This is a genomic window from Aerococcus sp. UBA6277, from assembly GCF_002440555.1.
In the GTDB taxonomy this organism is placed as follows: domain Bacteria; phylum Bacillota; class Bacilli; order Lactobacillales; family Aerococcaceae; genus Aerococcus.
Map to the genome: position 1 here is coordinate 1 of NZ_DJUR01000012.1, position 14,717 is coordinate 14,717.

Consider the following 14,717-nt stretch of genomic DNA (forward strand, 5'->3'; position numbering starts at 1 on the left):
CCTATTTGACGAAGAGCCCTTTAAAGCAACAGATCCTGGATAAAACAACTTAATGGAACTTGTACGAGTAAATTGAACACCATTTTTAATTTGCTATTATTCCACTCTTTCTAAAATCAATGTAGAAAGAATGGGTACATTAACATCCTCGTTACCTTTGATTAAATCCGCAAAGTCATTGTCAACCATTTTGTTATCGCGGGCAATTGGCCGCCAACCACCTTCTGGTATCCATACTTTTACATCATTCAATTGGCCGTTAAAAATCACTACTAATTCATGTCCTGGTCCATGGTAATGCACACCAATGATTTGAAAGTCTGACTTAATTACGGTGACATTTTCAAAGAATGTTTGTTGGTTTTTTTCTGTAAAGAATGGGTACTTCTTCCGTAATGCCAATAAACCCTTAAAATAAGTGACTGCATCATAGTTTGAAGCCATTAAATCCCAGTCCATGCAGTTGATTTCATCTCCAGCGTTATATGAATCCCTTACCCCATGCTTGGTTCGGAAGAATTCTTGGCCAGAATGGAAGAATGGAATACCCGCTGACAAGGCGATAATCGAATTCCCTAATAATTGCCGTCTTTTACGCAGTCTGACTGGTTCTTCTCCGTGTGATAAGGCAATTTTATCCCGTAAAGTATAGTTATCATGCACTTCAATATATTGGATTAGTTGTTGGGCTTGGGTCACATTTGCATCACGTTTTGACAAGTTCCCCCCACCTAAGAATGATGCAAGGACGGCTTGTTCTGTCATAAATTTACCCGTGATAAAACCTGGATCGGTTGCGTCCCCGTAGTCTGATCCACGTACTTGGTCGCGGAGTTGGTCATTAAAGTAAGAAATACGAGGGGTTTTATAAGCATTACGAAGGATAGCCTTTTTGTCAGAAGATAGAAGGGTTTCTAAGTCCCAACCTTCGCCGTACATTAAAATAGATGGATCAATCTTATCCAAGGCTTGGCGGATCAAATTCAGGGTATCAATGTCATGAAGGCCCATTAAATCGAAACGGAAACCGTCAATATGGAATTCTTTGGCCCAATAAGTAATGGATTCGATCATGTAACGGCGGAACATCAAACGTGTTGAGTCCGTCTCATTCCCTACACCTGACCCGTTTGATAAGTCACCATTTTTGTTGTAGCGGAAATAGTAGTAAGGAACGGTTAAACCAAGCGGATGACGTTCGTGTTCATAGACGTGGTTGTAGACAACATCCATCACAACGCGCAGACCTTTGTCGTGCAAGGCCTGGACCATTTCCCGCATTTCTTTCAATCGAGCTATTGGGTCTCTTGGCGACATTGAGTAGGAACCCTCAGGTACATTGTAGTGCATAGGGTCATAACCCCAGTTGTAATTATCTGGTCGATCAGACAATTCATCGACCGTGACAAAATCAGCCATTGGCATTAACTGTAGGTGGGTAATGCCTAAGTCGGCAATATAATCTAAGCCGGTAGCAAATTCGTTGGCTGTTTTAGTGCCACTTAGCGCAAGGCCAGCAAATTTACCGCGTTTTTCCTTGGGCACACCGGAATTAATATTGGAGGTTAGGTCGCGGACACTTGCTTCATAGATAATGGCATCGCGGGCGTTAGCAAACGGTGGACGTTTGTCATTTTCCCAGTCATCCGGATAACCTTCTTCTAAATCGATAATGACTGACCGGGCGCCATTAACGGTAACGGCTTGTGCGTATGGGTCTTGGGTGATTTCAACGGTAGAATTGGGGAAGAAAATCCGGTACATGTAAGGGACATTTTTGTAGTCTCCTTCTAGGCGGACGGCGTAAGTGCCAGTTTCTAGTTCTTCTTCCATCTGAATTGCTTCGTATTCGTCAGACGTATCAGATTCATATAAGAGTAATTCAACATCAATCGCTGTTGGAGTCCAAAGACGTAAAAATGTACTGGTTTTTGAGTAAGAGTAGCCGAGAAATCCGTCATAATAATAAGCCTTATCAAAAGCATCCGACTCCATGGTTTCGCGCATGCGCAGACTAATTAATTCAGGATCTGCTGTTTCAATTAAATCAAAGATTTCTTGGATAGTTGCAATATCTTTTGCCATAAATGCCTCTTTTCTTCAGCTCGAAAAATGACTGAGTTACATTAAGTTTATCATCTTTATTTTATCGACTTTTCCCCTAAAAAACTACAAAAAACACCCTAAAAGGTGAATTCCCGTCTATTCAACATAATATCACCATTATTTGGTTGTATCAGTGGATATGGGTGCCCTTTTAAGGTGTTTTAACTTGTTTTATTACTTTAAATCATCTTGAATTGATTATTCTGAAGCAGATGTTTCATCTGAGGCAGGCTCTTCTTCAATAACACTCTCTGGAGATGTCTCAGTTGCTTCACTTGCTTCACTTGATGTTTCACTCGACTCAGACCAACCGTAATTAGGTTCTGGTTCAGAGTAGTAGTAATCTTCTTCAGCCGCAGCTTCTTCGGTTGCAATTGATTCTGAAATGTATGCTGCTTCAGCTGCCGCCGATTCTTCCGCTGCGATGGATTCAGATTCGGCAATAGATGCATTTTCAGCGTCGATTGATGCCTGTTCTTCTGCTGCAATTGATTCAGCTTCTGCTTCTAATGATGCTTGCTCTTCCGCTGCGATGGATTCTGATTCTGCTTGAGCATCTAATGCCGCTTGCATTTCAGCAACGTCTTCATTTGCACCGTCATAACCATCAGTGGCATTGATTTGCGTATCTTCAATTTGCGCCATTAAAGTGTCAGCCATTAATTGACTCGCTTCTTCAGAGAAGCCTTCATCTGTAAAGCTATTTTCAAGGTTTAAGCTTTCTGAGTTATCACGCGCTTCACTGTAAGCAGTGTTCACGTCATAAACATTATAGCCTGCTTCTTGCATAGCAGATAAAGCATTGTCGTTATAGGTTACATAGTCCTCATCTTCAGCCATTTCTTGACTTGAAGCTGGGTATTGTGCAAAGACGATTAAGGCCGAAGGTAGGTCCATACGAATAGTATTAAACAATTCTTCAATATTCGCTAGATGATCTTCTTCAGAAATTTCAGCTTCATAATCTTCTTCTGCGAAAGTTGGGATAATCACTAATTGCGGGTTGGCTTCAGTTAAGTTACCAGAGTATTGTTCAACTGCATCGGCAGAGTTTATTTCTGTCCAGTCTACTGAGTTAACACTTGCTTCTTCAAATCCGATTTCATTTAAACGGTCAGTGATAGTTGTTGTCCAAGCCTCTTGGTCTGCTTGGGTACGGGCGATTGAAATGGTTGGCACTTGCTCTACACTTTGTAGGTAGTATAAATAATGAAGTGCTGTTGTTTCCCCGCGATTGTCTGTAAATGCTTGAACCATTTCTTCTGCATTATATTCTTCTGGCGTTGATGGTGCTGTTTGGTTCATATCTACTGACATTGAAGAAAATGTGCTGGCTTGGTCTGCTAACATATTTTGTTGGCGTGAGCGATAAACAAAATAGCTACCTCCCACTAATACCAATGAAATGACAATAAAGACTGCTGTCAAGATCATTTGGTTTCTACTTGATTTTCTATTCATGCTTGAGCTCCTTTATACAAACTTTTCCCATTGTTTATTCTATCATATAACAAAATGAAGCCAAACTGAATTAAATCTTTTAGGTTTTTTAAGAATATGAGAGTAGGTAATTAGCCTACTCTTTCATTTTTCATTATGATATAATATTTTATGTTACAACCTAGCTAGGTGTAGAAAGTAGGTTTGGTGATGAGAAACCCTAAAGAAGGTGAATTCATCACAGTCAAAAGCTACAAGCACGATGGTTCCTTACATCGCACTTGGCGAGATTCTATGGTTTTAAAAACAAGTGACCAAAGTATCATTGCCTGCAATGATCATACCTTGGTTGTTGATTTTGACGGTAGACGATGGGTGACTAGAGAACCCGCCCTACTATATTTCCATAAACACTATTGGTTCAATATTATTACAATGATTCGTCCGAACGGCGTATCTTATTATTGTAATTTAGCATCCCCTTACGTATTGGATGACGAAGCCTTGAAATATATCGATTATGATTTAGATATCAAGATTTTTCCTGATGGTAAGCGGAAATTGTTAGACGTAGATGAATATAAAGACCACCGTCAATTGATGGGGTACTCGTCTGATATCGATGCTATTTTAAAAGATAACGTTCAGGAACTTGTACGCTGGATTAATGAGGAAAAAGGGCCTTTTTCTAAAGAGTATGTAGATATTTGGTACGAACGCTATTGTCAGTTAAGTCACAAACGCAAAAAATAAATCATAGTAATAGTCCAATGTAGATAAAGACTGTGGTGAAATAAAAGAGATGTGATTTTAAGCAAGCGGTGTGGGCCCGGACCAACACCCTATAAGACTTGATCCATCCTGAATATTCACGACAATTTAAACAGATGGCTACGACAGCAAAAGTCGTAGCCATTTGTTTTTTATGGTTATTGATGGTTATTTTGGTAATCTTCATAAGCTTGCCAGACCTTCATTTGCACTGTTGGAAAGGCATAGTCTTCAAATTGATGGGGCGCTACCCAGGCATAATCCGCCTCCCCAGAGGTAATCATATCATTGATTTTCTGTTCGTCCGCAGGCTTTATGTGCCCGTAAGTTAATTGGATATGCCAAATCAAATGGGTGAAGACATGTTTGACTTGACCGACTTCCTTACGCATGAATATTGGCGAAATCCCGTAAACTTCCTGACTTTCAGCTAGTAAAAAGGCTGCTTTCTCTTTTGTTGGCTGGTCTTGGTTGGCCTTTGTCCCCAAACCGATTAAAGGCACTGTCCACATGTTATTCAGCAATTTGTGTTGTGTCCTTTTCTCAATCAATACTTGTCCTTTAGCATTTTGTAAGATAAGGGCCTGGTAATACACGGGTTTGGCCTTGGCTTTCTTGCTTTTAATCGGGTAGTTGTAGGTGGTCCCAGTCAGGGTTGCCATTGTAAAGTCGCGCAACGGCGACAATTCGGGCATGGCTTTCTTCGGCGTTTCAAATGATGAACCGAGATCCATGATGGCCTGGTTGAAGTCTCCTGGACGGTCTGGATCCACTAAATATTGGCCTACCGCTTCAAAAATCTTCCGATTAGCTGGCTTTTGAATGTCTGCATTGATCATAAATAAGCGAGAAATGACCCGCATGGCATTGCCGTCGATGGCTGGCACGGGGATACCAAAGGCGATAGACCCGATGGCACCTGCTGTATAAGGACCAATGCCCTTCAACTTTTTGATGTCGGCTAAATTATCTGGAAAAACCCCCTCGTGGTCCGCCATGATTTGTTTGGCCGCTGCCTGCATATTGCGGACTCTTGAATAGTAACCCAAGCCTTCCCAAACTTTCAACAATTGGTCCTCTTCTGCTTCCGCCAAATCTTTGATGGTTGGAAAAGCAGCCAGAAAGCGGGCGTAATAGCCAATCACGGTGTCTACCCGAGTTTGCTGTAACATAATTTCTGACACCCAAATCCGGTATGGGTCCTTAGACTCCCGCCAAGGTAGACGGCGGCTTTCCTTGTCATACCAATCTAGAAAAGTCTTTCTAAAGTCCTGGTTGGTAGCTGGCCCCCAAACTTGGACACCCTCAATTACCGGCCCCAAGTCTTGGATAGCCGACGCATTCATATATAAAGACAGGTCGATATCTTGATTTACTTCAGTCACTACTTTGCTTGCTCCTCTATCTCTGTTATATATTTTTCTCGTATTTACCTATGATAACATTTATACATTTTCTTCCTCGTAAATCTCAAGCGCCTGGTTAATTAATTCTGACGAATACCCCTTATTGTAGAGCATCCCCTTCACTTTAAAGGTCAATTCTCGGCCCGAAAGTTTCTTATATCGACGCATATATTTTTCTAAGTCTTTCTGTAAGACAGCCAATTCCTGGTCCTCATCCTGGTAGTGGTCAGCAAGTTGCTGCATCAACTCTTGAATCAAATCACTGTCAAAACCCTTTTGCACCAAGTATTGTTTGGTCTTTTGACTAGCATTTCGGTGTGATGCTTTTCGCAACTGCTTTTGAAAATATTTTTCCGCAATCGCATAAGCATTTTCAACCTCAGTGTCCCGGTCATATTCATTCAAGGACTGGTCAATTTCATCTTCCCCAAGACCCTTATTTTTTAACTCCCGAGCAATCACATTCGGCCCTTTTTTATTGATATTCATAGCCGTTCGTGTATAAGCCTGACCGAACATAATGTCATCGATCAGCTTGACCTCTTTCAATTTAGCAACCGCCTTCTCTACCACCTCAGGCTCAATTTCCTCCTCAGTTAACTTAGCTCGAACTTCCTTTTCAGATCGTAACTGGTGGCTCAAAAACCGGACCGCAAGCTGGTAGGCGTAATCTTCCTTATCAGTTTGCAGGATATCCGCAATAAAATCCTTATCCAACTCCTGCCCCTTATGCAAGGCAAACTTGACCAAAGTATTCTCACTGATCCCAAAAGCGAATTGACCCTCGATATAGACATTAAACCGCTTCTTATTCTTTTTCTGAACTTCAATCAAAGTGATTTCCCCAGCAACCACCTCAGCTTCCGAAGATCCAGCCGGTAATTCCGCCTCCTGAAAAAGGGGATCCGCTTTCTGGGCTCGCAACCCCTCAGCTTTGGCTAGTAAATCAGATGCTAAGTTATCGGCATTTGAAGCAGAATTTTCAACATTCGCTGATGTTTGATGACGGGGCACTTGTTTAACCCTTGGCTTTTTCTGGTAGCTAGAGGTTTGTCCCCCTTCACTAGGGTCATTATATGAATGTTTTTTCCTTGTATAAGAGTCTTGCTTACTTTTTTTATCGACTGCTACTTTTGACGATTGCTTTGTATTACCAATGTCAGACAGTTTCATGGGGCCTCGTTTTTTCTCAGTCATGCACGCTTCCCTCCTCAAAAATCCTTGTATACGCTATATATTTTAGCACAGGAAAAGTTTTGGCAACAATTTCTGCTATTCCCTTGTCACTTTTCTCCCTGAGGTCGTTCTTATTGATGTAAGTCATCCGGAGGGCTTACAAAACAAAACTTGGAGGGAATACCTATGAAAAACTTTGAATCTGCCAAATTAGAATTAACTTACTTGAACGTTGAAACGGATAAAGAAACACGCATTACTTTAAACGGTTTAATCGAAAATCCAGATACAGATAAAGTGAATGCTTTAGCACTTGCACTTTCTAACTTAATCGAAGACGCCTTTACAGGTGCCGAAGCAGTTGAACGCTACACTGTTGCCTAATCACTAACAAGCCATTTACATGTCCCTATTGTCCTAGAGGAGGATTATTATGATTGAAGAAACAAATGTATTCGAATTAAAATTTAAAACTGCTGACAACAAAACACGTACTGTTACTATTAAAAATCCTAAAGCAAATTTAGATGCCGCAACTGTAGAAGCAGCCTTAAATGCTTTTATCGCTTCAGACGCGTTTGTGAATGAAGAAGGACACAAGATTTTCCACACTGCTGTTTCAGGCCGCTATGTTAACCGTCAAGTTCAAGATATTTATACATCAGAACCAGTAAACGCATAATCACATCGGAATGACACAAGGCTTGGGCAATTTGTCCAAGTCTCTTTTTTATAAGCCATCTTCTATTGAATCTTTTCTTTGCTGTGCTATTTATTCATAAGCCGAGGGCTTAATTTTATACGGTAAAATTTTAAAGACATGAGCTGAAGACTATCTAGGGTCAATCAAATTCCAGCCTATCTTTTAGTTATATTTAGTAATTTCTGCTACGTCCTCGGCTTATACTTTCTCTATTATTACCTTAAGAATAAGATGTGATCCAAGGCGTTCAGGCAGGAGACAATGGAAAAACAATGTTTTTGTAATTACCTTAATTATACAATCTAAAATATGAATTTTGAGTATTTTAAAGGGTGAGACATTTTCTGCCCCACCCTTTATGATATAAAAACAGTCGCATTCGTTCGTGCAACTTCAGGGCCACAAACGAATACGACTTTTCTATGTTATTCTACTAATCGGTCAGGATTATAATTCAACTTTAACAACTAGGTTTCCGCCAACAGCGTCAACGATTTCTTGTAACGTTGCTAATGAAATGTTTTGTTGTCTTGATTCTACACGTGAGATGTAACTTTGTTTACGTCCAGAGATTTCTGCTAGACGCGCTTGAGAAATACCGCGTTTGCTACGAATTTCTAAAAGGATCTCTGCTGCGTTTTGCGTCGCTTTTTGACGAGCTGCTTCGCGTGGCTGTGCATTCGCAATTTTTAATTCTTCCATGTTCAGCCCTCCTTACTTAATATATATTATACTACAAATTATTTCATATTAGTTATAAATTGCTTGTAAATATACCTTATTTGAAAAAATCACCTATATAATAGTACAACTTTTTCCCTATAATTACTAGCCAATTCGCTCAATTGTTAAGGTTTTTAACAAACAAATTTACATAAACTTTACTTATTGTATACGAACTACTTCACCAGGAGTTACAGAAGCCTCAGTTTTACCGTTCATTGCTAGGAACTCATCTAACGTTAAACCATTGTTAGTTGCAATTCGATAAGCATTGTCACCTGATTGAACTGTATATGTTCCAGCTGACGACGTTTGACTACTTGAACTAGCGCTAGCATCTGCTGTTGAAGACGATGATGAGCTAGCACTTGAAGAAGTCGATGACGATGAACTGGATGAAACATTTGGCGCTGTATAAGATGGATCATTTGATCTTGACTGTGCTAATGATGCTGAGTTTGCCTCATATTCTGCTGTTAAGCTTGCTAAATCTGTACTGTAATCTGTATCTTTGGTTAATTCTACAGAAGATGCAACCGATGACGATTCACTAGATTCGACACTTGAATCACCTAAAGATACACCCGATCCGTTTCCACTAGTCATTAATGGTTCAGCTGAATAATAGTCCAAACCGCTTAATGGCTGTGAATCCACTTGTACACCTAAAGGATTACCCTCTTCAGCGGACGCTCTCCATGGAATAATCATCAACACGATAGCAGCTATCACAATACCCACAACCGTAAATTGCGTCGTTCGAGATTGTGCCTGCCATTTTTCAATAAATTCACCTAGCCATCCTGGCATTGTATTTCCCCCACCTTATAAAAAGAAATTATGTGGCCAAATGTACAAGACTTAAACACTCTACATACCTTTCACCACATATCGTATACGCTTAAAATCAAGTTTATCCCAACTATAATGCGCATCATATTCAAAATATAAACGCCATAATCATAAAGCATTTACTTCATATTGTAGCACAAAATACCGAAATAATTTAACTTATAGATTACCCCTAGATTGCAGTTATGTTACAAAAAAACAGGGATGCGAGCGAGACCGGACAGGTCACCAACATTGGAAGAGGCGTGCCGTAGCACATGAAGTGTGGTGCAAGCTAATTCTAACGCATTTAACCGAGTTGGTGCTGAAGTGTACTTGAGTAGGTCGATAGCGCGCCCCTTCGACCCTAGTGACATAGAGATGTCTATGCGTCAGAAACGAACTCGACTACAAGGCGGTGGGTGGGTTACTCCTCCTGGCCAATTTAAAAGACCCACGATTTTCACTGCGGGCCCCATTTCAATTCATATTTTTAGTCTTGGTCGTAACCGTTTGGATTGTTTGATTGCCATCTCCATGAGTCACGGCACATGTCAGCTAAATCATGCTCTGCTGTCCAAGATAATAATGTCTTCGCATATGAAGCGTCTGCGTAGTTAGCAGCGACGTCACCAGGACGACGGTCTACTAGCTCATATGGGACTTCTACGCCATTTTGCGCAACAAATGTGTTGACTAGGTCTAATACTGAGTAGCCAATTCCTGTTCCTAAGTTAACTGTTTCAACACCTTGGTGGTCAAGTGCGTGTTTGATTGCGGCTACGTGTCCTTTGGCTAGGTCAACAACGTGGATGTAGTCGCGGACACCTGTACCATCGTGAGTTGGATAGTCGCTACCAAATACAGATAAGTGGTCGCGTTTACCGATAGCCACTTGAGTGATGTAAGGCATTAGGTTATTTGGAATATCTGTTGGGTCTTCACCGATTAGGCCTGATTCGTGGGCACCGATTGGGTTGAAGTAACGTAAGATCATGACTGACCATGTGTCGTCAGCTACTGCTAGGTCACGAAGGATTTGTTCGTTCATGACTTTCGTATAACCGTATGGGTTGGTTGCGCTTGTTGGTAGGTCTTCTGTTAATGGTGACTCATTGTCCATACCGTATACAGTGGCAGATGAAGAGAAGACAATTTTATTGACGTTAAATTCTTGCATTACCTCAAGAACTGACACTAAACCCCCTAAGTTGTTGTCGTAGTATTTAATTGGTTTAGCAACTGATTCACCAACTGCTTTGAAGGCAGCGAAGTGAATAACCGCTTCAATATTTTCTACTTCAAAAATATGGGTTAACGCTTCTTTGTCTAATACGTTTGCTTCATAGAAGCGTGGGCGGACACCAGAAATTTCTTCGATTCGTTCTAAAACAACTGGTTTACTATTTGAGTAATCATCCACGATCACGACATCATAACCAGCTTGGATTAATTCAATTGTTGTGTGGGAACCGATATAACCAGTACCACCTGTAACTAGAATAGCCATCTTAATTCTCCTTTAACCATGCAATTTTCAGCAGATTTTTTGTCATTTATATATTTAAGTCTATTGTATCACAGCGGGAAAAAAGAAAAATATTAACAATCTGATAAATTTTAAAAATTTGATTTTCTTTATTGCTCATCTTATTGTGGGGTGGCGATTGTTTCCTAGCTGAAAAAGATTTTCAAAGTTAACAAAAAGTTTTACTTATAGTAACAATAAAATGCAATAATATACACTGGGTAGATATGTAACGCACATAGTCATCTCAATTAATTTACGACTGCCAATGCATTCAACTGCATTAGCTTTATTTGTCAAAAAAACCACGATAATCCCGCTTAAAAAATGGTTAACCATTATGCCAGATCAATAAATATGATCAAATAATGCATTAGTATGCCCAGAAATTTCAGAGAAAACCTAACATTTTTAAGGGGCTACATGTTATCATGGACTAATAAAATATGAGAAAACAGTTAGGAGTATCGAGATGAAAATTGGGATAGTAGGATTAGGTGTAATTGGCGGTTCGTTTGCGCAGGCGTTACAAACTGCAGGTTATCATGACATCTACGGGATTGATAGTAACCAAGAAACGCTTGATACCGCAGTTGAGATGGGCATGATTAAGGAAGGTTTTCTAACTGGTGAAAACATCTTAGGTCAAGTGGATCTAACCATTATGGCCTTATACCCGAAAACAGCTGTGAAATTTATTGCAGCTAACCGCGATTTCTTTAAAGATGGTAGTGTCTTAATGGATACAACGGGGACGAAAGAAAACTTTATGGCCGAGTTGGAGACCGTATTACCGGACAATATTGAGGTTGTTTACACCCACCCTATGGCAGGTCGAGAGAACCGAGGGATTGCCTACGCACAAGGGTCGGTATTTCAAGGCGCTAACTTCCTAATCACGCCGACTGAAGCCAATAATGAAGAAACTTTGAACAAAATAGAAGCCCTAGCCACTGAGATTGGTTTCGGTAAAATCAACCGCGTTTCAGCTAGCTTCCATGACCAAATGATTTCGTTCACCTCGCAACTCCCACATGCCATTGCGATTTCATTGATGAATTCAGACCACGAAAAACGCGAAACCGGTAAATTCACAGGTGACTCATACCCAGAATTAACTCGTATCGCCAAAATCAACGAAGACCTTTGGAGCGAACTTTTTATCGATAATAAGCATTACCTCTTACAATCGATTCAAGACTTTGAAGCCCAGTTAAACCTGATCAAAGACGCTATTCGAACCGACGACCGCGAGCAACTAAAAGAATTGTTTAGACATTCAACAGCGAATCGCTTGAAACTAGAATCCGAAATGGATGAAAGGAAAAGACGAGGTTGAGAGCGAACCCGACTATGGCTGTAAAAGGCGACTTATCCTCTTTTAAAATGATTATTTATTATCTAGAGACGTGATGTGTTCGCGTCTCTTTTTCTATCTAGCCAAGGCTATAAAATCAGGTCCCAGCATCCAAAAAGGAAAGGTCGGCTCTCCTATCTTGATTTTTCTTATCAACCATGACCGTCTTTTGCTAAGTCAGATAGTAGGCATTATATTCCTTTTTTCACAAAAGGTAAGTTATAATGATTGGGATAATTATATTAAATTGAAAAGAGGTTGAGATTTATGAAGAAGAAATTGGGTGTTCTTTCATTAACGGCATTGTCATTGGTGCTTGCGGCTTGTGGCAATGGTGGCACAACGGCGGATAATGAAGAAGCGGCTAAAAACATCAAAGTGACGGTGAACGGCGAACTGGCGTCGCTTGATAGTATCTCTTCGACAGATTCACCAAGTCAAAATACCATTGCCAACGTAATGGAAGGTTTATACCGGCCTGCTGATAACGGCAGTAACGAATTAGGGGTCGCGGCTGAGGAACCAACCGTTTCAGAAGACGGTTTAACTTATACCTTCACCATCCGTGACGATGCAGACTGGTCAAATGGTGACCCGGTAACTGCCCAAGACTTCGTTTATACCTACCAAAAAACAGTTACACCTGAAACTATCGGTGGAAACGCCAATAAATTCTATGTCATTGAAAATGCGGAAGCTATCGCAAACGGTGAAGCTGAACCGGATACGCTGGGTGTTAAAGCTATCGATGATAAAACATTGGAGATTACCCTTGCCTCTCCAACAACTTACTTCACTGACTTATTAGCTACACCTTACTACTTACCAGTCAACCATAATGTGGCCACTGAACTGGGTTCTGACTACGGAACTTCTGCAGAAAACGCCGTATATAACGGACCGTTTGAAGTGAGCGACTGGAATTCAACTGAAATTGAATGGACATTAACGAAAAATGACGAGTACTGGGACGCTGAAAATGTTGATTTAGATCAAATCGACTGGGTAATGTCTAAAGAAAACTCAACAAACGTGAACTTATTTGAAGGTGGCGAACTCCAATACACTGAAATCACTACCCCTTACGTTCAAGAATACCAAGACTCTGAAGTCTTACACATCGAACCTAAAGGTATGATTGGTTACATGGAATTCAACTCCCAATCAAGTCCAACAAATAACGTCCACTTCCGTCGCGCCATCAGCCAAGCTTATGACAAAGAAGCGTTTGTTGACGCCATCCTTGACGACGGTTCACAGGCAGCAGGTGGTTGGATTCCATCAGAATTCGGTTCTGACCCAGAATCAGGCATCGACTTCCGTGAAGAGAATGGTGATCTAATGACCTTTGACCTAGAAGCTGCCCAAGAAGAATGGGCCTTAGCCTTAGAAGACTTAGGAACAGATACAGTTGAAATTGAATTGTTAACTTCTGATACAGATACATCAAAAGCCACATCAGAATACCTACAAGCCCAACTTCAAACCAACCTACCAGGTTTAACAGTAACCGTACGTAACGTACCATTAAAATCCCGTCAAGCAATCACAGGAACAGGCGAATTTGACATCGTATACGGTACCTATAACCCGTCTTATGCCGATCCAACTGCCTTCCTTGACTACTTCGTGACTGGATCATCATTATCATCAGGTGATTTCTCAGACGCCACTTACGATGAATTAATGACCGAAGCCAAAACGACTAACGCACTTGACCCAGCAGCACGTTGGGACAACTTCCTAGCCGCTGAAAAATACCTAGTAGAAGACGCTGCAGCAGTCAGCCCAATCTACCAAGGAGCCTACGCAAACCTAATTGACCCAGCCTTGGAAAACGTCATCAACCAACCAAATGGGGTTGCACAATACTACCGCGCAGCTACATACAACGTCACTGAATAACATATCTAAAAAACTTAACAACACAAAAAAATCCCTAGATCTGTAGAGGCCCCCAAAAGTTAGACCAAAAATCTAACTTTTGGGGGTTTATTTTTATGGCAAAATATTCACTAGAATTTAAATTGGAAATTGTAAAACATTATCTAGGGAACTACGGTGGCTACCGAGCGGTAGCAAAGAAATATAATATACAAGATTCTATTGTAAAAATATGGGTTAATAGCTATCAACAATTTGGCATCGAAGGACTGAAACGTATTAAGAATCAAACTCATTACGCTGTTGATTTTAAGCTTAGTGCTGTAAAATTGTATGAAACAACAGAGATGAGTTATCGAGAAGTAGCCAATTCATTAGGGATGAATAACCCTAGTTTAATTTGTAATTGGCGCACTACTATCCTCAAGAAAGGCGTCGATGGCTTATCAAATCAGAGAGGTAGGCCACCGAAAATGGGTAAACGGAAGAAAGCTGATAAGAAAGTATTTCAGGATCCAAAGAATATAACTAGAGAAGATGTAAACGTTGAGCATCTGAGACAACTTGAAAACGAAAATCGTGATTTGAGAATCGAGAATGCGTTTTTAAAGGAATTAGGGAGATTGCAGGAAGCAGAGAAACAGCAACAAAGAAACAAATAGTTCAAGCAATCTACAATCTCCATAATATTAATAAATTCAAACTAGTTGATATTTTGAGAGTTACTGGTTTTCCAAAGGCAACTTATCACTATATTAGGAAGCAATCTGAACGCCCAGACAAGGATAAAGT

At 40.5% G+C, this 14,717-nt stretch carries 13 protein-coding genes; 6 read left to right on the top strand and 7 right to left on the bottom strand.

Going from position 1 to position 14,717, the window contains the following annotated elements:
* Positions 1-96 precede the first annotated feature (96 nt).
* Together pulA and B2V22_RS02165 are read right to left on the bottom strand one after the other, a co-directional pair.
* Positions 97-2,085, bottom strand: coding sequence for a type I pullulanase (pulA, locus tag B2V22_RS02160; protein ID WP_290490177.1), 1,989 nt, complete (start codon positions 2,083-2,085; stop codon positions 97-99).
* A gap of 219 nt (positions 2,086-2,304) precedes the next feature.
* Entirely contained in the window at positions 2,305-3,567 is a 1,263-nt protein-coding gene (locus tag B2V22_RS02165) for an adhesin (RefSeq protein ID WP_290490179.1), read from the bottom strand.
* A gap of 189 nt (positions 3,568-3,756) precedes the next feature.
* Here B2V22_RS02165 and ntdP point away from each other — a divergent pair, with 189 nt between their 5' ends.
* Positions 3,757-4,299, top strand: coding sequence for a nucleoside tri-diphosphate phosphatase (ntdP, locus tag B2V22_RS02170; RefSeq protein ID WP_070466855.1), 543 nt, complete (start codon positions 3,757-3,759; stop codon positions 4,297-4,299).
* A gap of 176 nt (positions 4,300-4,475) precedes the next feature.
* On the opposite strand, the gene mutY is transcribed toward ntdP, so the two are convergent.
* Positions 4,476-5,702, bottom strand: a complete 1,227-nt coding sequence (gene mutY, locus B2V22_RS02175) for an A/G-specific adenine glycosylase (protein ID WP_290490182.1) — start codon at positions 5,700-5,702, stop codon at positions 4,476-4,478.
* 60 nt (positions 5,703-5,762) lie between these two features.
* On the bottom strand, positions 5,763-6,920 hold the full coding sequence (gene recX / locus B2V22_RS02180; protein ID WP_290490184.1) for a recombination regulator RecX: 1,158 nt from the start codon (positions 6,918-6,920) through the stop codon (positions 5,763-5,765).
* Positions 6,921-7,085: 165 nt separating this feature from the next.
* Between recX and B2V22_RS02185 the strand changes: the two genes are divergently transcribed.
* Both B2V22_RS02185 and B2V22_RS02190 read left to right on the top strand, forming a co-directional pair.
* Positions 7,086-7,283: a hypothetical protein gene (locus B2V22_RS02185; RefSeq protein ID WP_290490186.1), complete on the top strand. Its 198-nt coding sequence runs from the start codon at positions 7,086-7,088 to the stop codon at positions 7,281-7,283.
* Between the two features lie 49 nt (positions 7,284-7,332).
* Entirely contained in the window at positions 7,333-7,581 is a 249-nt protein-coding gene (locus B2V22_RS02190; protein ID WP_290490188.1) for a DUF2922 domain-containing protein, read from the top strand.
* Positions 7,582-8,049: 468 nt separating this feature from the next.
* Here the strand turns inward: B2V22_RS02190 and B2V22_RS02195 are convergent, their stop codons facing one another.
* From B2V22_RS02195 to galE, 3 genes are all read right to left on the bottom strand, one after another.
* Positions 8,050-8,304 (bottom strand): helix-turn-helix domain-containing protein, encoded by a 255-nt coding sequence (locus B2V22_RS02195; RefSeq protein WP_003141237.1) that lies wholly within the window; start codon positions 8,302-8,304, stop codon positions 8,050-8,052.
* Between the two features lie 183 nt (positions 8,305-8,487).
* Positions 8,488-9,135 (bottom strand): LysM peptidoglycan-binding domain-containing protein, encoded by a 648-nt coding sequence (locus B2V22_RS02200; RefSeq protein ID WP_290490192.1) that lies wholly within the window; start codon positions 9,133-9,135, stop codon positions 8,488-8,490.
* A 514-nt stretch (positions 9,136-9,649) separates the two neighbouring features.
* Positions 9,650-10,666, bottom strand: a complete 1,017-nt coding sequence (gene galE / locus B2V22_RS02205; protein ID WP_290490193.1) for a UDP-glucose 4-epimerase GalE — start codon at positions 10,664-10,666, stop codon at positions 9,650-9,652.
* A gap of 490 nt (positions 10,667-11,156) precedes the next feature.
* Between galE and B2V22_RS02210 the strand changes: the two genes are divergently transcribed.
* The 3 genes from B2V22_RS02210 to B2V22_RS02220 all read left to right on the top strand — a co-directional run bounded on the left by B2V22_RS02210 (position 11,157) and on the right by B2V22_RS02220 (position 14,587).
* Positions 11,157-12,023, top strand: a complete 867-nt coding sequence (locus B2V22_RS02210) for a prephenate dehydrogenase (protein ID WP_290490195.1) — start codon at positions 11,157-11,159, stop codon at positions 12,021-12,023.
* 285 nt (positions 12,024-12,308) lie between these two features.
* Complete coding sequence (locus tag B2V22_RS02215; protein ID WP_290490197.1) at positions 12,309-13,946, top strand: peptide ABC transporter substrate-binding protein; 1,638 nt, start codon at positions 12,309-12,311, stop codon at positions 13,944-13,946.
* A gap of 95 nt (positions 13,947-14,041) precedes the next feature.
* Entirely contained in the window at positions 14,042-14,587 is a 546-nt protein-coding gene (locus B2V22_RS02220; protein WP_048726004.1) for a helix-turn-helix domain-containing protein, read from the top strand.
* Positions 14,588-14,717: the final 130 nt, after the last annotated feature.